We start from the raw sequence: 26,510 nt of genomic DNA on the forward strand, positions 1-26,510 counted from the left end.
GTCAGGGCTTAAGGTAATCGCCTAGCGATCAGACCACGCCCTGGCTGCGCAGGTAATCATCGTAGCTGCCGCTGAAATCGACGATGCCGTCGCCGCTCATGTCGAGCACGCGCGTGGCAAGCGAGGACACGAATTCACGGTCGTGGCTGACGAAAATCAGCGTGCCGGGGTAGTTTTCCAGCGCCAGGTTGAGCGCCTCGATGGATTCCATGTCGAGGTGGTTGGTGGGCTCGTCCATGAGCAGCACGTTGGGCTGGGTCAGCGCCAACTTAGCGAACAGCATGCGCCCTTGCTCGCCACCGGAAATCACTTTCACCGATTTATCGATCTCGTCGCTGGAAAACAGCATCCGCCCTAGCGCGCCGCGCACGACCTGCTCGCCGCCTTGGGTCCACTGGGCCATCCATTCGAACAGCGTGGCATCAACGGCGAAATCGTCGCCGTGCTCCTGCGCGAAGACGCCCAAGTCCGCACTGTTGGTCCACTTCACTTCCCCGGCGTCCGGGTGCAGCTCGCCAGCCAAGGTTTTAAGCAGCGTGGTCTTGCCGATGCCGTTGGGGCCGATGATGGCAATGCGCTCGCCAGCCTCGATGGTCATGGAAAGCCGCTCGAACAACGGGGTGTCGTCGTAGCCCTTGGTAATCGCCTCGACGTTGACCGCATTGCGGTGAATCTTTCTGGCTTGGTCGAAGCGGATAAACGGGCTCACCCGGCTTGAGGGTTTGATGTCTTCGAGTTTAATTTTGTCGATCTGGCGCGCCCGCGAGGTGGCCTGCTTTGCCTTGGAGGCGTTGGCCGAGAAGCGGCTGACGAATTGCTGCAGCTCGGCGATCTGCGCCTTTTTCTTGGCATTGTCGGCGTGCTGGCGTTCGCGCACGGCGGTGGCCGCGGTCATGTAGTCATCGTAGTTGCCGGGGAACAGCGTAATCTCGCCGTAGTCCAGGTCCGCCATGTGGGTGCAGACACTGTTCAAAAAGTGGCGGTCGTGGGAAATGATAATCATGGTGCTGCTACGCGCCCTGAGTATATCTTCCAGCCAACGGATGGTATTGATATCCAGGTGGTTGGTCGGCTCGTCGAGCAGCAGCACATCGGGGTCGGAAAACAGCGCCTGGGCCAGCAGCACCCGCAGCTTCCAGCCTGGCGATACCTCGCTCATGGGGCCGAAGTGCTGCTCAAGCGGGATGCCGAGCCCCAGCAGCAATTCACCCGCGCGCGCCTCGGCGGTGTAGCCGTCAAGCTCGGCGAAGCGCACCTCCAAGTCAGCCACCGCCATGCCGTCTTCTTCGCTCATTTCCGGCAGCGAATAGATGCGTTCACGCTCCGCCGCGACCTGCGAAAGCTCGGTGTTGCCCATGATCACGGTGTCGATGACGCGCTCGTCCTCGAATGCGAATTGATCCTGACGCAACTTACCCAGCCGGGTGTTGGCATCCACCATCACCTGACCAGCGGTCGGCTCCAGGTCACCGCCAAGAATCTTCATGAAGGTCGACTTGCCGCACCCGTTGGCCCCGATCAGGCCGTAGCGATTGCCGTTGCCGAACTTGACGGAGACGTTTTCAAACAGGGGCTTAGCCCCGAACTGCATGGTGATATTGGCGGTTGCGATCACGGAAGGGTCCAGTTGAAGTGCAAAAGTCCGCCATTTTACGCGCTATGCGCCGCGCATTCACCCCGCATAAGAGCAGTCGTTCGGTCTGAGCTTGTCGAAGCCCCTCCCTCGACAGGCTCGGGATGAACGGTCTGAGCTTACCAAAGGGCATGCTAAGCTACGTTTTTTATCACGCTGCTCAAAGCGTCAATCAGCCATCGCGTTAAGGAGCCTTATGCTGCGCATTTCCAACACCGTGGAACTGGGCGATTGGGAAATCGAACTGCACCCGATTCGGGCCCAGGGCGCTGGCGGCCAGAACGTCAATAAGGTCGCTTCCGCCATCCACTTACGTTTCGATATTAGCCGTTCGAGCCTTCCGCCCTTCTATAAAGAGCGGCTACTGGCGCTGACAGATCACCGCATCACCCAAGAGGGCGTGGTGATCATCAAAGCGCAGCGCTTTCGCACCCAAGAGCATAACCGCGAGGACGCGCTCAACCGCCTGCGCGAGATCATTCGCGAAGCGGTAAAACAGCAAAAAGCGCGCAAGCCGACACGCCCTTCACGGTCCGCCAAGCGTAAGCGGGTGGATGCGAAAACGCGTAAAGGCAAGACCAAAGCACTGCGGGGGAACGTGCCGCCTAGCGGCTAAATACAATACTGCGCGGGCCACTTGCTGCGCCCTTCTTTCATTATCAATACTGACACTATCAACCCTGGCACTATCAATACTAACGCCATTTTCCCCTTTGTAAGCAAGGAGCCCGATATGCAAGATTTTTTAACGCAGTTACCCAACGTAGAGCTCCACTTGCACATTGAAGGCTCGCTTGAGCCTGAGCTTATGTTTGCGCTGGCCAAGCGGAACCACATGACGCTTCCATATGCGACCGTCGCGGAGGCCAAAGCCGCGTATCACTTTAATGACCTGCAAGGCTTTTTAGATATTTACTTTCAAGGCATGAGCGTGCTGCAAACTGAGCAGGACTTTTATGACCTGGCGATAGATTACTTCGAGCGCGCCAGGGCAGAGGGCGTTGTGCATATTGATATGCACTTTGACCCGCAAGCGCACCTTCAGCGCGGCGTGCCGTTAGATGTCGTCATGGCGGGCTTGCTGCACGCGAAACAAGACGCCGAGGCCTCGCTCGATTTATCGGTCGGAATGATCATGGCCTTTTTACGCGACCGGCCCGCTGACGAGGCGCTTGACGTGCTGGAACAAGCTGCACCGTACTGGACGTTTCTTGACGCGATTGGCTTGGATAGTGCCGAGCGCGGTAACCCGCCTGAGAAGTTCCAGGCGTTGTTTGCGCGGGCAAAAGCGCTCGGCCTGGTGCGGGTTGCCCATGCTGGCGAAGAAGGGCCCGCTGACTACATCGAGCAGGCGTTGGATCTCCTTGACGTGCAGCGCATTGATCACGGGGTTCGCTGCTTAGAGAACGATGCCTTAGTGCAGCGCTTACGCGAAAGCCAAACCGTGCTGACCGTCTGCCCGCTTTCCAATGTGAGCTTGAAAGTCGTCGATCACCTGCGCGACCACCCGCTTCCCAATTTGTTGGCGGAAAACCTAAACGTCACCATCAGCTCGGACGACCCGGCCTATTTCGGCGGCGGGCTGCTGGCGAACCATATGGCCTGTGCAGAGGCGTTTGGTTGGGATGAAGCGGTATTTCGTCGTCTCAATCGTAACGCCATTGAAGAAGCGTTCATGAGCGAAAACCGGCGCCAGCAGCTACTTAAGCGCTTAGCACACGCTTAATGCGCGTATTGATCAGTCAATTCGGGTAATGGCCTGGCGGCTGGGGTCGACATACCACGGCAGGCCAAGGCGTGTATTGCGCTCCAAATCGGCAATGACCTGGGCGCCCAGCAACAAGATAATGGCGCCTACTTCCAAGCTCAGCAGCACGATCACCAGCGTCGCCAGTGAGCCGTAGACGGTGCTGACGAACGAAAGGTTGGCAAAATAGTAAACCAGCAACAACCGCACCCCTTCCCATAACAGTGCCGCCACGAAGCCCCCCACCACCGCTCGGCGTAAGGCGATGCGCACAACCGGGAGCACCTTATAAATGGCACTGAACAACAAAAACACTCCGATAAAACTGCTTAGGTTAAGCACCGGCTCGGAAAGCCCGGCCAACGGCAGTTCCCGCTCGAAAATCGCCAATATCAGCGTATTGAGCGAGCTTGCCAGGGTGACCGCCAGCGTCAATGCCATGAGCCCTGCCCCCAGCACCAGCATGAAGGCATAAGGCAGCATCACGGATACCCAGGCGCTGCGCTTCGTATGCAGGCTCTCCGGCGCATGGAAGATGATCGCCAAGGCGTCTTCGAGCATACGAAAGGCAAATGAGCTGAAAAGCAGCAGGATAGGAAAGCTGAGGATGCCGATGACATCGCCGGAATCCAGCAGGTCACGAACGGCGTCCAGCAGGACCTCGGCATGGGCGGGTGCGAGATGGCGCACTTGTACGCTCAGCACACTGAGCAAATGCTGCTCGTCCACCACTTGGGTCAACAGCACGACCAGCAACGCAAACAGCGGCACGATGGAAAGCAAAATATTGTAGCCCACCCCACCGGCCAGCAGGATGCCGCGGTTCTTCAAAAAATGGCACAGCACTCGCCAAGCGAAGCCAGCCACCCGAGGCAGCAGCAGAAAAACGGCATTGAAAAATGGGGGGGGTCGAGCCATGGCTTGGCATTCTCCTTATACGCTAACGCCATGATACGCCGATGGCACCACGGATTAACAAGAATGATCGTTAACGTATCAATACCGCTTTATAGCTTTACCCTGGCGAGTTCACTCCATTGCGTGGTGTAGCGCGGCGTGCGGCGTTCACTGCGTAGCGCCCAGGCGTTGTTCTGCCGAGGTAAACCCAGCTGAATCGTGCCTTTACCCAGCTCACGGTTGAGCTTATCAACCGTGGCCATCAGCCGCTCACGGCGTTTTGCCTCGGTGGCCGTTTGCGGTGCCTCGTTCAACGTGAGTTGGCGAGTGGCCTTGGGGGAAAGATCGAGCAGCATCACGCCGGCTTTTTGGTACCGATACCCCTTGCGCCATAGGCGCCTGAGCCCTTGAACGGCGGCGGCGATAAGCTCACGGCTATCGTCGGTGGGGCGATCGAGCGAAACGATGACGCGGTGGCGGTACTGCGGCAAATCGGGGCGAAACGGGTTGGTGCGCACAAACACCATGACGGCGCTGGTGACGCTCTCTTGCTTGCGTAGCTTCTCTCCCGCGCGAGCCGCGTGGTGTCGAAGCGCTTCGCGTAGATCGTGCGGATTGCCGGTGAGCCGCCCAAAGGAGCGCGAGACCATGATCTGCTGCTTGGGCTCGCTCATGTCATCCAGCTGAATCGTCGGCTGGCCGCGCAGTTCACACACCATGCGTTCCTGCACCACGGAGAAGCGTTTGCGTATGTGCTTCGGGTCGGCTTCGCGCAGCTGCCAAGCGGTGTTAATCCCCATCACGTTGAGTCGTTCGGCGGTACGCCGCGCCACGCCCCAAAGCTCGGTGACCGGTAGCTGTTTGAGGACAGCGTGGGTGGCGGGGCTATCGGCATCTAGTTGGCAAACGCCTGCAGCTTGGCACGCCGGGTGCTTTTTGGCCATGTGGTTGGCGATTTTGGCCAGCACCCGCGTCGGGGCAAATCCCACCGACACCGGTATGCCCGTCCATTGACGCACGGTTTCGCGCAGCCGTTTTCCGCGCGCTTGAAGCGTTGACGGGTCAAAGCCTTGAAACCCCACAAAGCTTTCGTCGATGGAATAGACTTCAACATGTGGCGAGAACTCAGCGAGCACCTCGGTGACGCGGCGAGACATATCGCCATACAGTGCATAATTGCTCGATAGCAGCACGGTTTGGCGTCGTATCGGTGGGGGCAGCAGGTGCATGGCGGTGCCCATTTCCACGCCCAGCGCTTTAAGTTCGCCTGAGCGCGCGACAATGCAGCCGTCGTTGTTCGAAAGCACTCCGACCGGGCGACCTTCCAGCGCCGGATTAAACACTCGCTCGCACGATACATAAAAGTTGTTGCAGTCCACCAAGGCCATCATGGTAGCGGTGCGCCTGGCAGGCTGTGCAGCACATGGGTCACGACGCCCCAGACGTGGGACTCGCGCCCTTCCAACGGGATTAGCGGGTAAGCCGAGTTGCTGGCCCGCAGGTGCGCCCGCTGCCCAACGCGTTCTAGCCGTTTGACCGTCAGCTCGCCATCGACGGCAACCACAATGATGCGCCCTGACAGCGCGTCCAAACTGCGGTCGACGACCAGCAAGTCACCGTGATGGATACCGTCGCCGATCATGGAGTCGCCTTCGGCGCGGACAAAGTACGTCGACGCCGGGCGTTTCACTACATGGCGATGCAGGTCCAAGTCGGTATCGAGGTGATCATCCGCCGGGCTAGGAAACCCCGCGCGAACGGCGCTGGAGAAAAACGGCAATGAATGCGTTACGGCAGCGGCATCTGCCCTGCCTACCCATGAAACGGTCAACGACATACTCGCGGCCCCTTTAGCTGTATATGAAAACAGTATCAGCAAAGAGCGTCGCGAGTGCAAGTTTCCTAAATCAGTCGCCACCAATCCACCAATCGGAGGGATCGTGTGTTAAGAGGCTAAGAGACTAAGAGGCTTGCAGCCTATCAGCAGGGGGCTTGATAAGACTCTCAGCGGGGATACCAAACATCTCGTGAAGACGCCAGATCATCGCAAGGCTCAAGGGGCGCTTTCGATTCAGAATTTCGTAAACCCGATTGATACGCCCAATAGCGGGCACTAGGTCCTTCGGCGTCAGTCCCTCTTGATCCATACGAAACTTGATGGCTTCAACAGGATCAGGAAGGTCAACCGGATAATGCTTTGCTTCGTAAGCTTCAATTAGCGTTACCAGGATTTCAAAGCGATCAGCTTCTTCTGTGCCGGGCTCTGGCTCATTATCGAAGTAGCCTGAAACATCGCGCAAAGCCACTTTATAATCAACTTCGTTGTGAATGGGGCGAATATCCATGATTTACTCCACGTCTACGGTTTCCGCGTTCACCTTGTCGTACTCTGCGTGAGTGCCAACAAACTTGATATAGACAGCGCCTAACGTATAAGCAACCGAGACAATCAAGCGATAATCGTTTCCTTTTATATCGAATACGACGCGTTTATTACCCAAGATACTCGCTCTTGGATACCGTGCTTTAATATCGTGCGTGTCCCTCCATTCGGCGTGCTTGACCTCATCAATCCAGGCTTCCAGCGGCGCCTTGGCGTTGGGGTGTCGCTCCCAGAAGTCGCGCAGCGTTTTAATGGCGATGACTCTCATCCCGCCAATTTATCCCAAAAGGGGACCTTCGGCAAGAAAAGGCTACGTCGTAGCGGACCAGATTCTGATTCCCGGCCGCCACTGTTAAAAACGCGGCAGATTTTCCACGATAGACACCTTCCCAAACTTTTTTCACGCACGCTATTGACGAACACCGCATTAAAGGTGCAAGATGTTCGCAGTTGGTTAGCAAGTCGAACGTTGTCAGCAGTATCGAAGCATATAGCATTGAGTCTGGTGAAAGTTTCTTGTTCTACCCACAGCAATTCGGGTATTTCCCGGCTTAATTTCGCTACATCGAGGATTTCGATCATGGCAACTGGTACAGTAAAGTGGTTCAACGATACTAAAGGCTTCGGCTTCATCGCTCCGGAAGACAATGGCGACGACCTGTTCGCGCATTTCTCTGAAATTCAAGCAGACGGCTTTAAGTCACTGCAAGACGGCCAAAAGGTTTCTTTTGACATCACTCAGGGCAAAAAAGGCCTTCAGGCTTCTAATATCAAGGTTCTGGATTAATCCCCGAATTATGATGTTTATTACCGGCTAACCCGGTAAGTTAAAAACCCCGCCATGTGCGGGGTTTTTTGCGTTTACGTATACTTCTCCCGAATAGAATATAAGCCGCGATATTCCGCCAGCTTGCCTTGCCATAACACTCGCCTTGCCTTAAGGCTTGGCTCACGGTGTGATGCTGAAAAAGCCCCGGGGCAATATTTACCCAGGACCCCGATATCTACCTTTCTACGCACCGTTCTATGTACCTTTAAACGTTCTGTTTAGGTTACTCACTTCTTAAAGGCCCCAGGAAGCGTGTTTCGCTAACGTTCGTTATTGAAGGATCATCTAATGCGACGAAGCGTAGCTCGACAGGATGGCTGGGTTGCGTCAGCAACTCCCCATCGGCGGTAAGCGAAACCCGCAAGTGGCGCGTTTCAAAAGCTGCCACCTCGATGGTATCCATGCCCCGCAAACGCAGCCCGGGCAACCCCGTTGCTGTCAATGCATAGCGATGAACCTGGGTGTCTTGATTGCGCAGCGTCACATTGTAGTAATTGACAATATGCCCATCCTCAGCACTCTCAAACAGTGCCTGACGATCCCGCGCGACCTCCACATCGATAGGGACACGGGCATTCAAAAAGCCGATAAGTAGCGCCACCATCGACAGTAATGCCCCTGCGTACACAAACAGCTGAGGACGCCAAAACCGAGTGATTTTACCTTCTAGCGCACGCTCGGTGGTGTAACGAATAAGGCCTAGTGGTTTATTGACGCGCGCCATCACGCTGTCGCAGGCATCGACACATGCCGCGCAACCAATGCACTCATACTGCAGCCCGTCACGAATATCGATACCTGTCGGGCATACCTGAACGCACAGTTCACAATCGATACAGTCGCCAACGCGAGTGGCTTCAGCGCCCTTTTGGTGCGTATTACGACGCGGCTCACCACGAGCGGCATCGTAGGAAACAATCAACGTATTGGCATCGAACATCGCCGACTGAAAACGCGCATAAGGACACATATGCAGGCACACCTGATGGCGTAACCAACCGGCGTTCAGATACGTAAAAAGCGTAAAAAAACCGACCCAAAATAGCGCCAAGGGGTGGACGTCCAAAGCGAATAAATCCACCACTAACGCCCTAATGGGCGTGAAGTAACCGACGAAAGCCACCCCTGTTGCCAGCGCAATCAGCAACCAGGCCGAATGTTTGGCTACTTTGCGCCATAGTGTATTCAGGCTACGTGGTGCTTTATCACGGCGTATGCGACGGTGCCGAGGCCCTTCCAGGCGATGTTCAAACCAAATAAACAAAAACGTCCATACGCTTTGCGGGCAGCTATAGCCGCACCATACCCGCCCGGCTACCACCGTAATCAAAAACAGGCCAAACGCACAGAGCACCAAAATCCAGGTGAGTAAGATAAAGTCTTGCGGATAAAACGTCGCCGCAAACAGGTGGAATTCCTGCGCAGAAAGGTCAAACCACACCAGCGGCCGGTCGCCCCAATTGATCCACGGCAAGCCAAAATAGAGCGCCATCAGCAGCCAGTTAGAACGGCGTCGAATACGCTGAAAAAATCCCCTCATTTCCCGCACATAAATATGCCCGAGCTGTTGAGGCTTGGAGGCAGGCGTGTGGTGTTCAACCGCCGCTTCAGTGGTTAAGTTTTGCAGTGGAATGCGTTGCGTCATACCGATATCCAGAAAAGGAGGGATGGAGGTCTATACGGTCGAGGCGCGTCGCCGATTACTAGCCACTACTATCTCCACTGAGCAGGGATACAAACAGGCGCAGTTTTAGAGAAATATTGCGTATCAGTGACTCCAACACAGCCGATAAGCTCACCTTCTGATATGCTTTTTATTGATCAAATTGAGTCATCTTATCCAATGAAACGCTACGAACAATTTGCCGATGAGATAGCCACGCTAATTCGCGAGGGTGTACTTGGCCCAGGCGAACGCATCCCGTCGGTGCGCCAGGCCAGCCGCCATCACAGCATTAGCCCCTCCACGGTGTTTCAGGCTTACTACTTACTGGAAAACCAAGGACTTATCACTGCACGGGCGCGCTCGGGGTATTTTGTCCGTGAGCACGCCCGGCGCTTGCTGGGCGAGCCACGGGTGACATCGCAGCCCACCGACCCAGCAGATGTAGAAGTTAGCGAGTTGGTGTTCTCGGTGCTTGGCTCATTGCAGGATGACCGAACAGTGCCCTTCGGCTCGGCTTTCCCGAGCCCCGAGCTGTTTCCGCTTTCTCGCTTAAGTACCAGTATGACGCGAGGGTTACGCGAGCTTTCACCCCAACAGGTGGTGGCCGACATGACCACGGGGCATACTGATCTGTGTCGGCAAATTGTTCTACGTTACATGCTGGGTGGCATCCAGCTACCGATGGAAGAGCTGGTCATTACCAATGGGGCAATGGAGGGACTTAATCTCGCCCTGCAGTGCGTGACTCAGCCGGGGGATCTGGTGGCGATTGAGTCCCCAGCGTTTTATGCCAGCCTGCAAGTATTGGAGCGGTTGAAACTGCGTGCGGTGGAGATTCCGGTTCACCCACGAGAGGGAATCGACCTCGACGTGTTGGCAGAACGGCTAGAGACGCTGCCAATCAAAGCTTGCTGGTTTATGAGCCACCTGCAAAACCCAATCGGCGCCAGCCTAAGCAAAGAGCGTAAACGAACGCTTTATCAGCTGTTAAAACAGCACCAAGTGCCGATGCTGGAAGATGACGTGTATGCCGAGCTGTACTTTGGCAGCACACCACCTGCGCCAGCAAAAGCCTTTGATGACGAAGGTTTGGTCATCCACTGCAGCTCTTTCTCAAAATGCTTGGCGCCTGGCTATCGCGTCGGCTGGGTCGCGGGTGGCCGCTATGCCGAGGCTATTTCGCGGCTAAAACTGATGACGACGATCTCACCTTCCGTGCCCGCTCAAGCGGCGATTGCCGACTATTTGCAGTACGGCGGTTATGACCGCCATTTGCGTAAACTCCGTCATGCCTTAGAAGCCCAACAAGGCCACATGTTAGCGGCGGCAGATCACTACTTTCCTACCAATACCCGCATCACCCGCCCCGCGGGCGGCTACTTTTTGTGGGTCGAGTTTCCCGAGCAGATTGATTCGCTGCAACTATTTAATATGGCGCTCGACCAGGGCGTTAGCTTAGCGCCTGGCCCTATTTTTTCGGCAACCCAACAATTTCGCCACTGCGTGCGCCTGAGCTACGGCCACCCCTGGACGCCACGCAGCGAGCGAGGTATGGAAACCTTGGGCAGATTATTAACCCTCTTTTAATCCGCTCTTTTGGCCCGCTATTCCAACCCAGCTACTCAAGCAACTGATATGGTTTTTTACTGAAAAGCTGAACCTGTTATGCAACACAGCAATCGATAGACTATTCCGATGAAGCCACACAGCGGCTATACCGGCCCACTCTTTAGTTAAGACAGTGGCTGTCATCGGAGGAAGCGCCATGCTCGGAATTGAGGCCATTGATCTGGCCAGGGTGCAGTTCGCCTTTACTATTTCCTTTCACATTATTTTTCCCGCCATCACCATCGGTTTAGCCAGCTACCTGGCCGTGCTGGAAGGTCTATGGTTAAAGACCCAGCGAAATACCTATCGTCACCTTTACCACTTCTGGTCAAAAATCTTTGCCGTCAACTTTGCCATGGGCGTGGTCTCGGGCATTGTGATGGCCTACCAGTTTGGCACCCACTGGAGCGGTTTTTCCGCCTTCGCGGGCAGCGTCACGGGGCCACTACTTACCTACGAAGTGCTCACTGCCTTCTTCCTGGAAGCCGGCTTTCTAGGGGTGATGCTATTTGGCTGGGAGCGGGTCGGACGAGGGTTACACTTTTTTGCTACCTGCATGGTCGCGCTGGGCACGCTCGTATCGATGTTTTGGATCCTTTCCTCCAACAGCTGGATGCAGACCCCGCAAGGCCACGAGATTATCGATGGCGTGGTGATTCCCGTTGATTGGATGAAGATTGTCTTCAACCCGTCTTTCCCTTACCGACTGGCCCATATGGCGCTGGCGGCTTTTTTAAGCACAGCGCTGTTTGTCGCAGCCTCTGCCGCGTGGCTATTGCTACGAGGCAAACAGTCGCCTGAAGTTCGCACCATGCTCTCCATGGCGCTGATCATGATGGCGATAACCGCGCCGCTTCAGGCCGTGGTGGGTGATTTTCACGGCCTTAACACCCTAGAACACCAGCCCGCCAAGATCGCCGCTATCGAAGGGCACTGGGATAACAGTAGCGGCGAACCCACTCCGCTGATTCTGTTCGGCTGGCCCGATATGGCGGCCGAAGAGACACGCTTCAAAGTGGAGATTCCCGTACTGGGCAGCCTGCTGTTAAAGCACAGTTTGACCGAGCAAATTCCCGCGCTTAAGGCGTTCGCCCCAGAAGACCGTCCCAATTCGACCATCGTGTTCTGGAGCTTTCGGCTGATGGTGGGGCTTGGGGTGTTAATGATCTTACTTGCCATCGTGGGCAACACCCTGCGCATCAAAGGACGGCTATACGAATCCCGCCGCTTTCTACTGTTCACGTTATGCATGGGGCCAGCGGGGCTCGTGGCCTTACTGGCAGGGTGGTTTACCACCGAAGTGGGCCGCCAACCCTGGGTAGTTTACGGGTTATTAAAAACCGCCGATGCAGCCTCCGCGCACAGCACTGTCCACCTAAGCATTAGTTTGAGTGTTTTTGTGGTGGTGTATTTGGCTGTCTTCGGCACCGGCGTTATCTACATGATGCGCTTGGTCAATAAAGGCCCAAGTGATCCTTCCTCGCCCGCCTTAGGTGGCCCTGGCCATCAACGTACGCCGGCCCGCCCTCTCTCGGCGGCTAACGAATCGCTGACGACTCACTAAAGGATAGGGGGTGCACTATGGGAATCGATCTATCACTCACCTGGGCCATTATCATACTGTTTGGCGTGATGATGTATGTGGTTATGGATGGTTTTGACTTAGGCATTGGCCTGCTTTTTCTACGCGCTCATGACGAGCAGGAACGCGACATTATGATGAACACCATTGCCCCAGTGTGGGACGGCAACGAAACTTGGCTGGTGTTAGGCGGCGCGGGACTATTCGCCGCCTTCCCCCTCGCCTACGCCGTCGTGTTGGAAGCGCTGGCGATTCCGCTAATCGTGATGCTGCTGGGGCTTATTTTTCGTGGTGTCGCCTTTGAGTTTCGCTTCAAAGCCTCCCCCAAGCAACGCCATGTATGGGACAAAGCCTTTATTGGCGGCTCGTTAATGGCGACCGCTGCACAGGGCGTTGCCTTAGGCGGTTATATTCAGGGTATCGCTTTCGATGGTGCTCATTTCAGCGGTGGCTCGCTGGACTGGCTCACGCCTTTTTCGCTGTTTTGCGGCATTGGCATGCTTTTTGCCTATGCACTACTGGGCAGCACCTGGCTGATTATGAAAACCGACGGCGCCCTGCAACAACACATGTACCGGACCACTAAGCCGCTGATCCTCGGGCTGCTGTTAATGATCGCTTTCGTCAGCGTATGGACGCCGCTGGCCTACCCGAACATTGCAGAACGTTGGTTTTCACTGCCCAATCTGCTGTGGTTCTTACCGGTACCGCTGTTAGTTGCGCTGACCGGCTGGTGGCTATGGCGCGCTATCGCCTTTCAAGATACTGCGCTGCCATTTATGCTGGTACTGGCGCTGGTCTTTCTAGGCTACAGCGGTCTGGGCATTAGCCTGTGGCCGACGATTATCCCACCTGATGCGTCCATCTGGCAGGTCGCCGCCCCCGCCCAAAGCCAAGGCTTTGCCCTGGTGGGTACGCTGTTTATCTTGCCAATTATCTTGATGTACACCGCCTGGAGCTACTACGTCTTCCGCGGCAAGGTGAAACCTGGCGATGCCTATCATTAATCCCTGTCACCATACGTATTGAGGAGTAAGGCAATGAAACATCTCGCCAAGCGCCTGGGCTGGTTAGTCACTATCTGGCTTTCGAGTGTGAGTGTTCTATTGCTGATTTCGTTGGGGCTCAAGTTTGTGATGGGGATGGCGGGGCTGACCAGTTAAAACGCCGACTAATCCCCATAGCATGCTGATGAGAACAACCAAGCAGCCGATCACCTTTACTTCTGACGGATCCCCACGAATAGCCATTGGCACGAGGAGCGCCCCTTGTCTTCGCCTTCACTCAGTTAGCTCATCGACCGATTCGCGCACGTAGACGTGCTGGTATATTTGCTGGCGGCAATAGCCGCCAGGTCTTATTCCAATTCCGCCGAGAAACTCATTTCAACGCCTGCATCATCCACTCTGAGCCAGTACTCCATACTCTTGTAGATGTCAGCATACTGCCTGAAGACGTCAATATCAGACGCGGACACCTCGTCGGAAGGCATCTGCTCCATCACATCAGACAGCGAATGATAGAACTCACCTGTAAGGTGGCCGTGAAGCAGTAGGTCGCGCTCTGAAGCAGGGGCTTCTAGTGCTTTCTGCAGTAACGCGGGATCGCTGATGTCAGCGCCCAGGGCAATGGCATTGTCAGACATGGCCGCATAGAGCGCCGGTGTTTCTGGCGGCAGCATCATGGCTTCGATTTGCTTGGCTTCTCCACCTGGCTCAAGTCCAAGCGTTCCTAGTTCAGGCAAGAAGGCGCTTGCGGTAGACACCAGCCCCATGGGGTTTGGTGAAGCAAGGGTCAGGATACCACTACCACTGGGTTCGCCATCGGTCATGGTCAGGCTGTCGATGCGAGCCCTCAAGCCTGATAGCGCTGAGCCGACCATCATGGTGGCGGGGTTATTCATCGCCATGTTGATCTCGGTCCAGGCGCTGTTCAGATCCTGCAGCTCATCACAACTGAAGGGGTTCTGACGCACTTGCTGAGCATATTGCTGAACCGTCTGAAGCAGTAACGGTAAATTCAGGCCCATCCCGATGCTGGCGATGCCCTCAGTGCTGCCAAGACCTGGAACCTGAGTCGTCAGGGCGCGAAGGTCGCTGACAATCGCTTCATCGGTTTCCAGAATGACATTCATCTCAATGCGGTCTTGGTTGTACTCGCGCATGCCCATAACAAGGCCGGGGAAACGGCTGGTAATACGGTCAATATCAGCCTGACAGGCAGATAGATCCAGTTGCTCTGCCTCAACGGCGTCCATCAATGCTTGAGTCCCTGAATGCGTAGGGGTACTCAGCTCATTAAGCAAGCGTGAAAAGTCGACCTCCCCGGCACCGTAAGGGGTAAAGTCATGGCGTTGTTCAATCTCTGCCAGTGCGCCGGAATCGCCAATGTTGCTGCCAGGCAAGTCGTTACCCAGCACCTGCGATAGTAGCTCGTCGCTGGCATCCTGCGGCACAACAGACATCAGCAACTGCTGATCGATAATGGCCAGGATCGCCTTGACCGGCGCCTCGGGTGTCAGCACCCAATAGTCAGTGCCGTTGGTGGTGGCCGTGCTTGGGGTGATCTCTGCCTTGGTCAGGACGCGCTGAAGCGTTTCGCGAAACGCCTCTTCATCCTGCAGTTGCATGCGCAACACAGGCAAGATGCCCAATCCGTAGAAAGCGGCCTGGGGGCTCACTTTCAGGCCCAAGGCATGCACATCCTCCAGTGATTCAACACCGTCCAACTCTTCACCCATGGCGATCAGCAGTTTCATCATTGAACGCGGCACTTCATCGTCAATATCGGCCAGTGTGTCGCGCAGTTCATCCAGATCAGACTCAAGGGTCATCATGGGCTGCATGCGCTGATAGAGAGCAAAGGCCTCCTGTTCAGGCATTGGGTCACTTGAGGCCATGAAGTAGGGCGAATCAACCGGGATATAAATCAGCGTCGACATCGTTTCCTGCGTCGATGCTTCTTCGGCTGACGCGTTATCGTCGCTGCAGCCGCTGAGCAGGCCTGCGCTGACCAGGGCAAGGGTAACCGCCAGGGAAAGTTTGGTTTTCATCGGGTATCCGTTCCTTGAATCGTTTGGGTTTTAAATGGCTCGTTGGCCTGATTATTCAGTGAATGATAATCATACACAAAGCTTTCTTTGTTATCTCCCCCTTAAGTAAAAAAGTGGCTCTCGAGGTTTGTTAACCTCAAGAGCCACATTGCGTAGTTAAGCTGGTCGGTAGGCCGCTAGATTACACCTCCTGATACAACTCGCTGCCTTTCTGGCGAAACTTCTCCGCCTGCTCTTCCATGCCTTTCATTATTGTCTCCTGATCGCCGTCTAGGCCGTGTTCAGCAGCGTATTCACGCACTTCGTGGCTGATCTTCATGGAGCAGAACTTCGGCCCGCACATGGAACAGAAATGCGCCACCTTGGCGGAGTCTTTGGGCAGGGTTTCGTCGTGGTATTCACGGGCGGTGTCCGGGTCTAGGCCCAGGTTGAACTGGTCTTCCCAGCGGAACTCAAAGCGCGCTTTGGAAAGGGCGTTATCGCGCCGCTGGGCGGCCGGGTGGCCCTTGGCTAAGTCCGCCGCATGCGCAGCAATCTTGTAGGTGATGATGCCGGTTTTAACGTCGTCTTTATTGGGTAGGCCCAGGTGCTCTTTGGGGGTCACGTAGCAGAGCATCGCGCAGCCAAACCAACCAATCATCGCCGCCCCAATGCCGGAGGTAATGTGGTCGTAGCCAGGGGCGATATCCGTGACCAGCGGGCCAAGCGTATAGAAGGGGGCCTCGTCGCAGTACTCCAGCTGCTTATCCATGTTTTCTTTCACCAGATGCATGGGCACATGGCCGGGGCCTTCGATCATCACCTGCACATCGTGCTTCCAAGCGATATGGGTCAATTCACCCAGGGTTTTAAGCTCTGCCATTTGTGCTTCATCGTTGGCATCGGCTACCGAGCCGGGGCGCAGGCCATCGCCGAGGGAGAACGCCACGTCGTACTGCTTGCAGATTTCGCAGATATCTTCGAAGTGGGTGTACAGGAAGCTCTCCTGGTGATGGAACAGGCACCACTTGGCCATGATCGAGCCGCCGCGGCTCACAATGCCCGTCACCCGCTTGGCGGTGAGGGGCACGTAACGCAGCAGTACCCCCGCGTGAATGGTGAAGTAGTCCACGCCCTGTTCGGCCTGCTCGATCAGCGTATCGCGGAAGACTTCCCAAGTGAGGTCTTCAGCCACGCCTTTGACTTTTTCCAGCGCCTGATAGATGGGCACCGTGCCAATGGGGACCGGGGCATTGCGAATGATCCATTCCCGGGTTTCATGGATGTTCTGGCCGGTGGACAGGTCCATGACGGTATCCGAGCCCCAGCGGATGCCCCAGGTCATCTTATCCACCTCTTCTTCGATAGAAGACGTGACCGCCGAGTTGCCCAGGTTGCCATTAATCTTGACCAGGAAGTTACGGCCAATAATCATCGGCTCGCTTTCCGGGTGGTTGATGTTATTGGGAATAATCGCCCGCCCTTTGGCGACCTCCTGGCGTACAAACTCCGCGGTTATCTCGTCGGGTAGGCGTGCCCCAAACCCCTCGCCAGCATGCTGATGGCCCAGAATGCGCTCGACTTCAGCAGTACCTAACGTTTGACGACGTTGATTCTCGCGGATGGCGATGAATTCCATCTCGGGGGTGATAATGCCTTGGCGCGCGTAATAAAGCTGGGTCACATTTTTGCCCGCTTTTGCCCGGCGCGGGGTACGGGTTAAATCAAAGCGCAGCTGGGCGAGCGTGGGGTCGTTGGCGCGGCGGTTGCCGTAATCCGACGTAGGGCCCGCGAGAAACTCGGTGTCATCACGTTCCTCGATCCAGGCCCGGCGTAACGTTGGCAGGCCTTTGCGTAAATCGATGCTGGCGTTCGGGTCGGAATAAGGACCGGAGGTGTCGTACACCAGCAGTGGCGGATTCTCTTCATCAATACCGGTGGTTTTGGTCGGCGATAGCGAAATTTCCCGGAATGGCACGCGGATATCCGGCCGCGAGCCTTCGACATACACTTTCCGCGAGCCGGGCAGCGGCGCAATGGCGGCGGCATCAACCTGGGCGGTTTCGGCTAAAAAGTGGCTAGTCTTGCTCATTGTGGTCTCCGTGAGATTATTGTTTTACAGGGTTAGTGGGTGAGGTCGGCGTCTATCAGGTCTTGGTCTATTCGCTCTATGCCCATCTGCCAGAAGTCGATTTCCAGGCGGGTAGCATCGCGGAAGATCTTGCTTAGTTCGGCAAAGCGGGCGGGGGTAACGTCAGCAAGGCGGGTGTTGAGCCATTCAAGCTCCGCCTGCATGGCGGCCTGAAACTCGTCGCCTTCGTACATGGCTATCCAGGCGTCATAGGGGTTTTGCGCGCCGCGCAGGGTAGATGGCTGAGCGTTCAGCCAGTTGGCGATTTCGCCATAGCCCACCAAGCAGGGGGCCAACGCCACGTGCAAATCGAGCAGATCGCCGCGGTTGCCGGTATCCAGCACATAGCGGGTATAGGCCAGGGTGGCCTTGGCTTCGGGAAGCGTTTCCAGCTCTTGCTCGGAAATCCCCCATTCCTGGCAAAAGCCCACGTGCAGCCCTAGCTCCACATCGACAATGGCTTTTAAGCCTTCGTGAGCTTGGCGAAGATCGGCGAGGGTGGGGCTTTTATAAGCCGCCAGCGCGTAGGCGCGGGCGAAGTGAATCAAAAACAGGTAATCCTGCTTTAAGTAGTGGCGAAACGACGCCTCTGGCAGCGTGGCGTTGCCCAACTGACGCACAAAATCGTGCTCGATATAGGCGCGCCACTCTTGCTGGCAGGCGGTGGTGAGATCAGTAAAGCGGTAGCCCATGATGCCTCCGGTAGTAATGATCCGGAGGGCAGGCGGGTGAGATCGAGGAAATGGCGCGGAAGGCGGCGTGAAAAGAAGCCATGGCCATCGCTTGATCCCTACGCCGGTACCCGCGCTGCCTATCATAAAAGCAGCAACGCATTAGCCGGATCAGGTTCAGCGGGACCAGCGCTTGTGGTGGACATGCTCTTGGCATCACACCTGCGCCATCTCAGCCGGATTCACCGGCACCCCGTCAAGCAAGTCGTATCAGTCTAATGGAAGGGGTTTATTGCCGCAACAGTTTGGGAGTGCGTGTTCGACAGCAGGATGTTTAATACAGCGCGATGATGTTACAAAGATTTTCAACAACAGCATCGTCACACATTAGTGACACAGCGTTAAAGGATCAGACCCATGACAGATAACGTATCATCAAGAGCGATTGCCGCGCTTAGAAACCTGTTTATTGGCGATGCACTGGCCATGCCCGTGCACTGGTTCTACAGCGTTCACGATATTGACCGCGCGTTTCCTGAGGGAATCAACACCTTCGAAGCACCGCCTGACTTTCATCCTTCATCGATCATGTCGATGCACTCCACCAGCGGAGGTGGCCGCAAGCGTGCAGGCAGCCAACAGCTCGAGCTTGTCGGCGGTGTCATTCTGAAGGGGAAGCAAAGCTACTGGAATCGCCCAAACGTACATTATCATCAGGGTATGAGCCCAGGCGATAACACGCTCAACGCCCACTGTGCGTTAACACTCATGCACACCCTGGCAGAACCCGACCAGCATTATGATAGCGATGCCTTTTTACAGGCCTACATCCAGCTGATGACGGCAGAGATACCCGCCCACCCGGATACTTACGCCGAATCTTACCATCGCGGTTTTTTCGCCAATCTGGAAAAGGGGTTGCCGCCCAAGCAGTGTGGCGCAGTGACTCACGACACACCTTCGATTGGTGGCTTGATCACCATTGCGCCGCTTGTCATTAGCGAACGCCTGAAAGGCACCTCATTGGCGGATACCCGCAAGCTGTGCCGTCAGCACCTTGCTTTGACCCACCCGGACCGTTTTCTGGCGGACGTGTGTGACGCCTATGTGGAACTGATTGACGGCTTGTTATTTAGAGACAGTGACGACTTGGTAGAGGAGTCTCTACTCAAGGCCACCCGAAGCCTGTCAAAGCGTGACCTGACAAAGCTGGTTGAAAGCCAGTATACCGAACGCGAGGTGGTCGGACGTGTTTTATCCACCGCCTGTTACATTACGGATGCCTGGCCCGCGGTGCTATATCTTGCCTGCAAATACCACAAAACTCCGTTAAAAGCCTTGCAGATCAACGCCGAAATTGGCGGTGACAACGTACACCGAGGCGCCGTACTGGGAGTATTACTGGGATTGATCAACGGTGAAGCCGATGAAAGTCTGTTCGCCCGGTTAACCGAACATGCATCGATTAACCGGGCCATTGAGCAGCTTGTTTTATAAACCTCGCTAGGCGCGACGCTCCCACAGCGTCACTTCCGAGAGGCTATGCTGATATTTATGCATGGTCTCGCGAATCACAAAGGGCACTTTTTCAGGCGCGCTGACCATACGGAAGTGGGGGTCAAGCAGCGCCTTCAAACCATCCAAGGTGCTGACGTTTTCGCCATCCTTCTTGAACCCACCAATCCACTCTTCCTTCGGCGTGTACTCTTCCAGCCAGGTATAAGGCGAGGCGACCATCAAGATGCCGCCCGCATTAATGCGCTCGTGAATGGTTTGCAAAAACTGGGCAGGTTTATACAGGCGGTCGATCAAATTCGCGGCCAACACGAGATCATAGCGGCTGAACTGCGGTTTGAGATTGCAGGCATCGCCCTGGTGAAAGCTAACGCGACTCGCGGCGTTTTCAAGCCCCAGGCTCGCCAGCGTGCGCTCTTGGTAGCTAACCAGCTCGCCTTCTTCCACCCGGGTATAGCGCAGCACTTTCTGCTCGGCCATTTCCGCGCCCTGGCGGATAAAGTTGGCCGAAAAGTCTACGCCGTCAACCTGCTCAAATTCACGGGCCAGCTCAAAGCTGCCGCGCCCGCTGGCGCAGCCCAAATCCAGAGCGCGTTTCTTTTCACGACCGGCCATGGCGGCTAGCGCCTTGTTGGCCAAGGCCTGCGGGAAGTTGGCCACGCCAAACCACTCATCGCCATAATGGAATTCCGCGTACTCGGTCATGCGGGCATCGCTTTCGTAGTAGGCGCTGGGCATCTTGACTTCGGCATCCGACACCACATAGCGGAAGCCCGCATGCTGGAAGAAGTGGCGGCGAAACGCATAGCGGGCGCTAAGCCGGGTTTCGTTACCACAGGAAATCCAGGAGCCGCCTTTGATCAGGTTGTGTTGGTTATCGAACGTCGGCGTGGTGAAGTCATCGTATAGCGGATGCACATCAAAGCCTGGAAACGGATAGGTGGGTGTTTCCATCCATTGCCAGACGTTGCCGACAACATCAAACCACTGGCCATGCTGGAAGCGCGTGACCGGGCAGGAAGAGGCGCCGTGATCCAAGTGCAGGTTGGCATTGGCAGGCGCGTCGCTTGCAAGCTCGGTGACACCTGCCTCTTCAACCAGACGATGCCACTCATCTTCTGTCGGCATGCGCACCGGCTGGCAAATTTGCTCGCTCTTCCAGTGACAGAACGCCTTGGCTTCGTGGAAGTTGACCTCCACCGGCCAGTCCCAAGGCATTTCGACCTCTTCGGTCATCAAGCGCAAAAACCACTCGTTTTTCCACACCCAAAATGTCGGATGCGTTGCCTTGGCAAAGTTGCGCCAGCCCAGGCCTTCTTCCGTCCAGAACTCATCGGTCAGATACCCGCCTGCTTCAACAAATTCCAGAAACTCACTGTTGCTGACCAGAAACTGGCTGGCCTTGAATTCATCCACATTAGCGTGATGATGGCCGTATTCGTTGTCCCAACCGTAATAAGCGTCATCGAAGGACTTACCTAATTTCACTTCCCCTTTCGGCACGGTAATCAGGCTATTTTCCGGCGGTTCACCGCTCACCCGAACAGGCTCCCATTCCAACTGAGGTGTGACCAGATGAAGCTGCTGCTGGCGAATCAGCACGGATGACGTTTCCAGATGAATCCGCTCGTGCTCGATACCCATCACAATAGGCCAGAACGGGCTGTCCCACCCAACGGGCAACGACAGCGGGAGCTCACGGATTAAACTGAGCACCGCTGTGCGAACGTAGCCGCGATACGCCATCACCTCACTGACTGACGGCCATTCATAATGGTCATCATTCAGGTCATCCCAGCTCATTTCATCGACACCAACCGCGAAAATAGACTCCATATTCGGATCAATACGCGTCGGCAGAAGTTTCGCCAGCACCAGTTTATTGACGAAAAACGTCGCGGTATGCCCAAGGTAGAAAATCAGCGGGTGCCTAAGCGGGATAGACTTTCGAACGTACGCTTCCTCACTCACTAGCGTGGTAAAAAGCGACTCGTAGCGGTCGAACGTCGCGGTAAAACAGGCCTCGATCTCTCGGCGTGTTGCTTCAGGGTCTTCACCCGCCAGCATTACGGAGCGAGGGAAGAGAGCAGACGATGTTGATGCTTGGAGCCCTGCGGGGGAGCGTGTAATAGTCATCTCTTAGAACACCTTTTTATCTTTAAAAATATGGGCTTTCATCAGGCTTTTTACTAAAGCGGCAAACCAAAACGTTAGCATTTGACCTTTTTATAGGGCTTGAAATAGCGCCTGACCATCTCACCCCGTTTTGGCGTGGTGTCTCTGTTATCACCGCTGCCTTTACTTTGTGTAAATAGATACCATAGAACATTAAAAACCAAGAAGTCATACAAAAGCTACCTATAGTTGTACATATATGTACACATACTTGCCAGAGCTACGCCTAAGCTAGGTTGAGCCTTTATGGTGGTAAGTGATGACGACTCTTGGGGGCACACTTTTGTCGCCTACTCGCTGAAGACGGGCGCCCCTGAGGGAATAACGAAACATCAATTAAAATCAATGCATTAACGTTATTTATAGTTTACTTGGTATATAATAACGTCGTACTTTCAAGCCAAAAGAAGATATCAACCTGATGATCCATGACAAAGAAAACATAGTGCTGCTCGACGGCGGGATGGGCCAAGAACTTAGGAAGCTCAGTCATCGACCCGTGTCACCTCTGTGGTCTGCCCAGGTCATGCTCGACGAGCCTCACCTGGTGACTCACGTTCACCGCAATTTTATCGAAGCCGGTGCCCGTGTCATCACGCTCAACACCTACAGTGCAACACCGCTGCGCTTAGCCCGCGACGGCAAGCCCGGTATGTTTGAATTGCTGCATGCTGCTGCGCTGAGTGCCGCTCATCAAGCGCGCGATGGTAGCCATCAGGAAGTGCGCATCGCCGGTTGCTTACCGCCGTTGGTTGCAAGCTATCACCCAGATAGCGTGCCAGACGACGCTACCTGCCAGCGTGACTATCGGCGCATCGTCGCCCGCCAGGCTGACGGGGTTGATGTGTTTCTGTGCGAAACGATGTCGCTGGCTCGCGAGGCACGTGCTGCTACGGTGGCAGCAGTGGAAAGTCAGCGCCCAGTGTGGGTAGCGTTTACGGTGGATGACAACGATGGTACACGCTTGCGCTCCGGTGAACTGCTGGCAGCAGTGGCACGAGACGTCGTGTCCCTTGGCGCTGAGCGCATCGTGGTGAACTGTTCCGTGCCAGAAGCGGTAACGACTGCTATGCATGAGCTTGCTAACCTTGGCGTTCCATTCGGCGGGTACGCCAACGGTTTTACCTCCATCGCCCCACTTCAACCCGGTGGTACAGTGGACAAGCTAACAGCGCGCACAGATCTTGACCCCGCAGCCTACACCGCGCATGCGCTAAAGTGGATTGAACAGGGTGCTACTATCGTCGGCGGTTGCTGTGAAGTTAGCCCCGCTCATATTGCCACTCTGGCCGAACACCTCACTGCCAAAGGACACCGCCTAGTGTCGTCTTGAGTCATATTTATGCCGTGTCATAAGATGCACCCGTTTTTAACCTCGCCAACACACTCGCTTTCGATGCCCGTTCGCGCTCTGCGTAGAGCGATAGCTCGTCGGTGACCGAAGCACCCAGCGCGTCCTCAAAGGCATCGCGATTCGCGTTACCCGCGTAGGCATCATTCTGCCCTTCCCCCAGGTTTGATTGGAAAATGCCCGCCGCGCTAACCGGTAGAAAGTCCTCATAAGTAATTGGCTGGGCTTCCACCAGACCTTGTTCGATCAACCCTTCAATATCGTGACCGGCACTCTCTTTAACGGCCTGACCTGCGGCTGTCAGGTAATAGTGAAAATACGCCAAACCCTCCCGGCGCATGGCCTCGTCATTATCAGGAAGCTTGGCAAAGACGTCTTGCATGACCCTTTGATATTCATCGTTATCCAGCCCAGCGGCTTGTTTGCGGCCTTCATTAAGCAACTGGTCATACAGCGCACGGCCTTTCGGTGTTAGCGCCACGCCGCGCTGCTCAATTTCACCAAAGCGCGCGGTGTGGGTACCTTGCGCATCACCGGCAAAGCGAATCGACTCTTCTAACGCTTTAAAGCTGGTTTGGCGCAGCAAAATGGGGCAGTCACGGCGCGGCGGCCCTTCGATCACCGCTTTGGGGTTCATGCCCACATCCGGCATGCGGCGCTGTACTGCATCGATATCCAAAGTGCGCGGCGTTAGGTGATTGATATGCGGCCCGCGAAAGCACACCACGTCGGCAATCAATCGGTGCTCGTCATGTAGGGCCTGATAGGTCTCCAGATCGACCGTGGCATCCTGGTGCCAACGGAAGGTTTCCAGCGCTTCCGTGACAAACTGGTCAGTCTCTTCGCTGGTTAACCCGCCCTGGGTTTCGTGGCGCTTGATGAGCTCCCGCGCGCCCGGAGTAAAAATATCTCGCTTGGCCAGAATCTCTTCTGAACGCTGGCGTAGCGTCTCGCTTCCAATGAGCTCTAAACGCAGTAGCGAGGTAAAAACGCGGAAAGGGTTCATCGCCAGGGCGTCATCGTCGATAGGCCGGAAGGCGGTTGAATGAACCGGCACCCCCGCTTCGGAAAGATCGTAATAGCCCACCGGATGCATCCCCATCACGGCAAACAGCCGCCGCAGCATGGAAAGCTCATCGGCGGTTCCCACGCGAATCGCTCCATGACGCTCTACGCTCAAACGGGCCAACTCGCCCTGGGCTTCCAAGCGGCGATGAAGCTCAGGCTGTTGGTGAAGCGTTTCGTGGTTCACGCTTTCCACCAGCTCAAGCAGCGTGCCGTACTGCGGCACTTCTGCCTGATACATGGCCGACATGGCCTTAGAGAAACGGTCGCGAACCTCATCGGTGGGAAGCAAGGTTGTTTGGGTCATTTCGTAGCTCTCTTTAGCTGTAGGGTCCTTGATGGTCAGATGAACTATAGAGGGTATTCGTTGCTGACATCCAGGGCGTTTCTTCAGCCATTCCTCCGAGAGCAGGCGCATGAGCTTTAAGCTGCATAAGCAAATGGCTTCTTAGGGATCTCTACAGCCCTTCCAGCAGGCGCAGAATCATCTGCGGCTGCTAATTGGCTTTATCGTGGCCTTTGTTGGCCTGTCGCTTTACGACGTTGATGTAGTTGCCAATAGCATCAGTACCGGCTTCGCCTGGATGGCACGCGTGTTCGGTACCTATTTTGAACTACTGCTGATCGCCACCTTTTTCATCGCCATTGGCCTGGCCTTTACCCCCGCCGCCAATGCCAGAAATACGCACCTTCTGGCCATTTTTGTGGCGCACATTTCTCGTGACCGCACCATTCGCCAAATGATTGTCGCGGTCGCCGTTATCGCACCGATTGCCACCAGCGTATGGTTTACCCTGCTCGGTGGGTCAGGCATCTACTACCAGCTCAGCGGTGCCATTGAGCTGACTGAAGCGCTGAACAACTTCCAGTTTGACGTGGCCACACTAACCGTTGCGCAGGCGCTGCCCGGCGGCACCTGGATGGCACTGGCGATTTTGCTGTTAACGACCATTTTCGTGGCGACTACCGGTGACTCGATGAGCTACGCCATCGCCGTTGTCGGTGCCGGTCATGACAACCCCAACCCTTACATTCGCGCTTTCTGGGGGATCGCCATGGCGCTGATGGCGGCGTTATTGCTGAACATGGGCGCCGGGCAAATCAGCGCACTACAGCAGTTTATCGTGATCACCGCCATTCCCGTTTCGCTGATCCTGCTGCCTACGCTATGGCACGGCCCCAAGGCTGCTTACGCCATGGCGCGGGAACAGGGCATTACCGAGTAACGCATTAAAGTGCTAAGCAGCGAGTAACGCTGCTTGGCACTTAAAGTCGCGCTTTAATCCATTCAGTAAATGATTTGACCTTATGCAGATCAGCCATGTGTTCTGGGTAGGCCATATAGTAAGCATCCTGACTGTTGAGTGAGAACGGCCAGGGAATAACTAGTTTCCCCTCATCAAGCTCTTCCTGAGCAAGAAATTTCGGCACTAACGCGACACCACACCCTGCTCGCGCGGCTCTTAGTGCCATATAAAAGGTATCAAACCTTGGCCCGTGGTAGCTGTGCTCGGTATATAGGTTCTGGGCTTCAAACCAGTCGTGCCAGGCTTCCGGACGCGTCGATACCTGCAACAGGATCATCTTGGTGAGTGCGAGCGGGTCATTGACGTCCGTTTGCTCCATCACGCTAGGCGCACACACAGGCACGACTTCCTCATCCAATAACTTGACGCATTCGGCACGCGGCCATACCCCATGGCCAAAAAAGAAGGCAATCTCAATGCGCTCCTTTTGCATGTCAAAGGGTTCTGCTCGATTCGAAATATTGAGGTTAATGCTCGGGTGTTTAAAACGAAATCCGTTCAATCGTGGGATGAGCCAACGCGCACCAAAAGTGGGCAAGGTGGCAACATTCAATACATCGGACTCCACGCCATAGGACTGCATATAGCGCGTCGACATCTCCACCTGGGCCAGGATTTTGCGCGCTTCACTCAAGTAAACCGCCCCTTCCGGCGTTAGATGCAACCGCTTTCTTACCCGCCTGAATAGCGGATGTTGCAGCGTCGCTTCCAGATGCGAAACCTGCTTGCTCACGGCGCTCTGGGTCAAGCTGAGCTCATCCGCTGCACGGGTGAAACTTAGATGACGTGCAGCTGCTTCAAAACAGTGCAAGCCGCTTAATGAAGGCAAATGTCGACGTCGCATCCCAACCCACCTTATGAAATAAAGGAATGATATTTTTCATAAACATCGTTTGATGGCTCACCAATACCCTAGCAA

The 26,510-nt window shown here is 55.5% G+C and carries 22 protein-coding genes, 1 pseudogene and 1 riboswitch; of the genes and pseudogenes, 10 read left to right on the plus strand and 13 right to left on the minus strand.

What is annotated here, in order from left to right; translation table 11 throughout:
- Nucleotides 1–28: 28 nt before the first annotated feature.
- On the minus strand, nt 29–1,615 hold the full coding sequence (locus tag M8006_RS01180; protein ID WP_250079203.1) for an ABC-F family ATPase: 1,587 nt from the start codon (nt 1,613–1,615) through the stop codon (nt 29–31).
- Nucleotides 1,616–1,829: 214 nt separating this feature from the next.
- Between M8006_RS01180 and arfB the strand changes: the two genes are divergently transcribed.
- Both arfB and M8006_RS01190 read left to right on the plus strand, forming a co-directional pair.
- Nucleotides 1,830–2,249, plus strand: a complete 420-nt coding sequence (arfB, locus tag M8006_RS01185) for an alternative ribosome rescue aminoacyl-tRNA hydrolase ArfB (RefSeq protein WP_250079204.1) — start codon at nt 1,830–1,832, stop codon at nt 2,247–2,249.
- Nucleotides 2,250–2,366: 117 nt separating this feature from the next.
- A complete protein-coding gene (locus tag M8006_RS01190) occupies nt 2,367–3,359 on the plus strand; it encodes an adenosine deaminase (protein WP_250079206.1) in 993 nt (330 codons plus the stop codon).
- Nucleotides 3,360–3,371: 12 nt separating this feature from the next.
- Here the strand turns inward: M8006_RS01190 and M8006_RS01195 are convergent, their stop codons facing one another.
- From M8006_RS01195 to M8006_RS01215, 5 genes are all read right to left on the minus strand, one after another.
- Nucleotides 3,372–4,298, minus strand: a complete 927-nt coding sequence (locus tag M8006_RS01195) for a YihY/virulence factor BrkB family protein (RefSeq protein ID WP_250079208.1) — start codon at nt 4,296–4,298, stop codon at nt 3,372–3,374.
- 89 nt (nt 4,299–4,387) lie between these two features.
- Nucleotides 4,388–5,668: a Y-family DNA polymerase gene (locus M8006_RS01200; RefSeq protein ID WP_250079209.1), complete on the minus strand. Its 1,281-nt coding sequence runs from the start codon at nt 5,666–5,668 to the stop codon at nt 4,388–4,390.
- A complete protein-coding gene (locus M8006_RS01205) occupies nt 5,665–6,114 on the minus strand; it encodes a LexA family protein (RefSeq protein WP_250079211.1) in 450 nt (149 codons plus the stop codon). The genes M8006_RS01200 and M8006_RS01205 overlap by 4 nt, the downstream gene beginning before the upstream one ends.
- Before the next feature lie 124 nt (nt 6,115–6,238).
- On the minus strand, nt 6,239–6,622 hold the full coding sequence (locus tag M8006_RS01210) for a helix-turn-helix domain-containing protein (RefSeq protein ID WP_250079213.1): 384 nt from the start codon (nt 6,620–6,622) through the stop codon (nt 6,239–6,241).
- A gap of 3 nt (nt 6,623–6,625) precedes the next feature.
- Entirely contained in the window at nt 6,626–6,928 is a 303-nt protein-coding gene (locus M8006_RS01215; protein ID WP_250079214.1) for a type II toxin-antitoxin system HigB family toxin, read from the minus strand.
- Nucleotides 6,929–7,240: 312 nt separating this feature from the next.
- On the opposite strand from M8006_RS01215, the gene M8006_RS01220 reads away from it, so the two are divergent.
- Nucleotides 7,241–7,447, plus strand: coding sequence for a cold-shock protein (locus tag M8006_RS01220; protein ID WP_250079216.1), 207 nt, complete (start codon nt 7,241–7,243; stop codon nt 7,445–7,447).
- Nucleotides 7,448–7,712: 265 nt separating this feature from the next.
- On the opposite strand, the gene ccoG is transcribed toward M8006_RS01220, so the two are convergent.
- Entirely contained in the window at nt 7,713–9,134 is a 1,422-nt protein-coding gene (ccoG, locus tag M8006_RS01225) for a cytochrome c oxidase accessory protein CcoG (protein ID WP_250079218.1), read from the minus strand.
- Nucleotides 9,135–9,332: 198 nt separating this feature from the next.
- On the opposite strand from ccoG, the gene mapR reads away from it, so the two are divergent.
- From mapR to M8006_RS01245, 4 genes are all read left to right on the plus strand, one after another.
- Nucleotides 9,333–10,742 (plus strand): GntR family transcriptional regulator MpaR, encoded by a 1,410-nt coding sequence (gene mapR / locus M8006_RS01230; protein ID WP_250079221.1) that lies wholly within the window; start codon nt 9,333–9,335, stop codon nt 10,740–10,742.
- Nucleotides 10,743–10,920: 178 nt separating this feature from the next.
- On the plus strand, nt 10,921–12,327 hold the full coding sequence (locus tag M8006_RS01235) for a cytochrome ubiquinol oxidase subunit I (RefSeq protein ID WP_250079222.1): 1,407 nt from the start codon (nt 10,921–10,923) through the stop codon (nt 12,325–12,327).
- Between the two features lie 17 nt (nt 12,328–12,344).
- On the plus strand, nt 12,345–13,352 hold the full coding sequence (cydB, locus tag M8006_RS01240; RefSeq protein WP_250079224.1) for a cytochrome d ubiquinol oxidase subunit II: 1,008 nt from the start codon (nt 12,345–12,347) through the stop codon (nt 13,350–13,352).
- 33 nt (nt 13,353–13,385) lie between these two features.
- Nucleotides 13,386–13,508, plus strand: a complete 123-nt coding sequence (locus M8006_RS01245; RefSeq protein ID WP_250079226.1) for a DUF2474 family protein — start codon at nt 13,386–13,388, stop codon at nt 13,506–13,508.
- A gap of 194 nt (nt 13,509–13,702) precedes the next feature.
- Here the strand turns inward: M8006_RS01245 and M8006_RS01250 are convergent, their stop codons facing one another.
- The 3 genes from M8006_RS01250 to tenA all read right to left on the minus strand — a co-directional run bounded on the left by M8006_RS01250 (nt 13,703) and on the right by tenA (nt 18,199).
- Nucleotides 13,703–15,397, minus strand: coding sequence for a hypothetical protein (locus M8006_RS01250; RefSeq protein ID WP_250079227.1), 1,695 nt, complete (start codon nt 15,395–15,397; stop codon nt 13,703–13,705).
- Between the two features lie 181 nt (nt 15,398–15,578).
- Nucleotides 15,579–17,468, minus strand: coding sequence for a phosphomethylpyrimidine synthase ThiC (gene thiC, locus M8006_RS01255; RefSeq protein ID WP_250079228.1), 1,890 nt, complete (start codon nt 17,466–17,468; stop codon nt 15,579–15,581).
- 32 nt (nt 17,469–17,500) lie between these two features.
- Nucleotides 17,501–18,199: a thiaminase II gene (gene tenA / locus M8006_RS01260; protein ID WP_250079230.1), complete on the minus strand. Its 699-nt coding sequence runs from the start codon at nt 18,197–18,199 to the stop codon at nt 17,501–17,503.
- 78 nt (nt 18,200–18,277) lie between these two features.
- Nucleotides 18,278–18,444, minus strand: a riboswitch (TPP riboswitch).
- Nucleotides 18,445–18,595: 151 nt separating this feature from the next.
- On the opposite strand from tenA, the gene M8006_RS01265 reads away from it, so the two are divergent.
- On the plus strand, nt 18,596–19,675 hold the full coding sequence (locus tag M8006_RS01265; RefSeq protein ID WP_250079231.1) for an ADP-ribosylglycohydrolase family protein: 1,080 nt from the start codon (nt 18,596–18,598) through the stop codon (nt 19,673–19,675).
- Between the two features lie 6 nt (nt 19,676–19,681).
- Here M8006_RS01265 and ovoA read toward each other — a convergent pair whose 3' ends face one another.
- Complete coding sequence (gene ovoA / locus M8006_RS01270; protein ID WP_250079234.1) at nt 19,682–21,829, minus strand: 5-histidylcysteine sulfoxide synthase; 2,148 nt, start codon at nt 21,827–21,829, stop codon at nt 19,682–19,684.
- 460 nt (nt 21,830–22,289) lie between these two features.
- Between ovoA and M8006_RS01275 the strand changes: the two genes are divergently transcribed.
- Nucleotides 22,290–23,201 carry a homocysteine S-methyltransferase family protein gene (locus M8006_RS01275; protein ID WP_250079237.1) on the plus strand — a complete coding sequence of 304 codons (912 nt, stop codon included), beginning with the start codon at nt 22,290–22,292 and terminating at the stop codon, nt 23,199–23,201.
- Between the two features lie 7 nt (nt 23,202–23,208).
- Here the strand turns inward: M8006_RS01275 and hglS are convergent, their stop codons facing one another.
- Complete coding sequence (gene hglS / locus M8006_RS01280; RefSeq protein ID WP_250079239.1) at nt 23,209–24,591, minus strand: 2-oxoadipate dioxygenase/decarboxylase HglS; 1,383 nt, start codon at nt 24,589–24,591, stop codon at nt 23,209–23,211.
- Between the two features lie 382 nt (nt 24,592–24,973).
- On the opposite strand from hglS, the pseudogene M8006_RS01285 reads away from it, so the two are divergent.
- A pseudogene (locus M8006_RS01285) lies at nt 24,974–25,510 on the plus strand (BCCT family transporter); the annotation flags it as partial.
- 40 nt (nt 25,511–25,550) lie between these two features.
- Here the strand turns inward: M8006_RS01285 and gcvA are convergent.
- A complete protein-coding gene (gcvA, locus tag M8006_RS01290; protein WP_250079240.1) occupies nt 25,551–26,435 on the minus strand; it encodes a transcriptional regulator GcvA in 885 nt (294 codons plus the stop codon).
- Between the last annotated feature and the right edge of the window lie 75 nt (nt 26,436–26,510).

This window comes from Halomonas llamarensis (assembly GCF_023555005.1).
Classification (GTDB): domain Bacteria; phylum Pseudomonadota; class Gammaproteobacteria; order Pseudomonadales; family Halomonadaceae; genus Vreelandella; species Vreelandella llamarensis.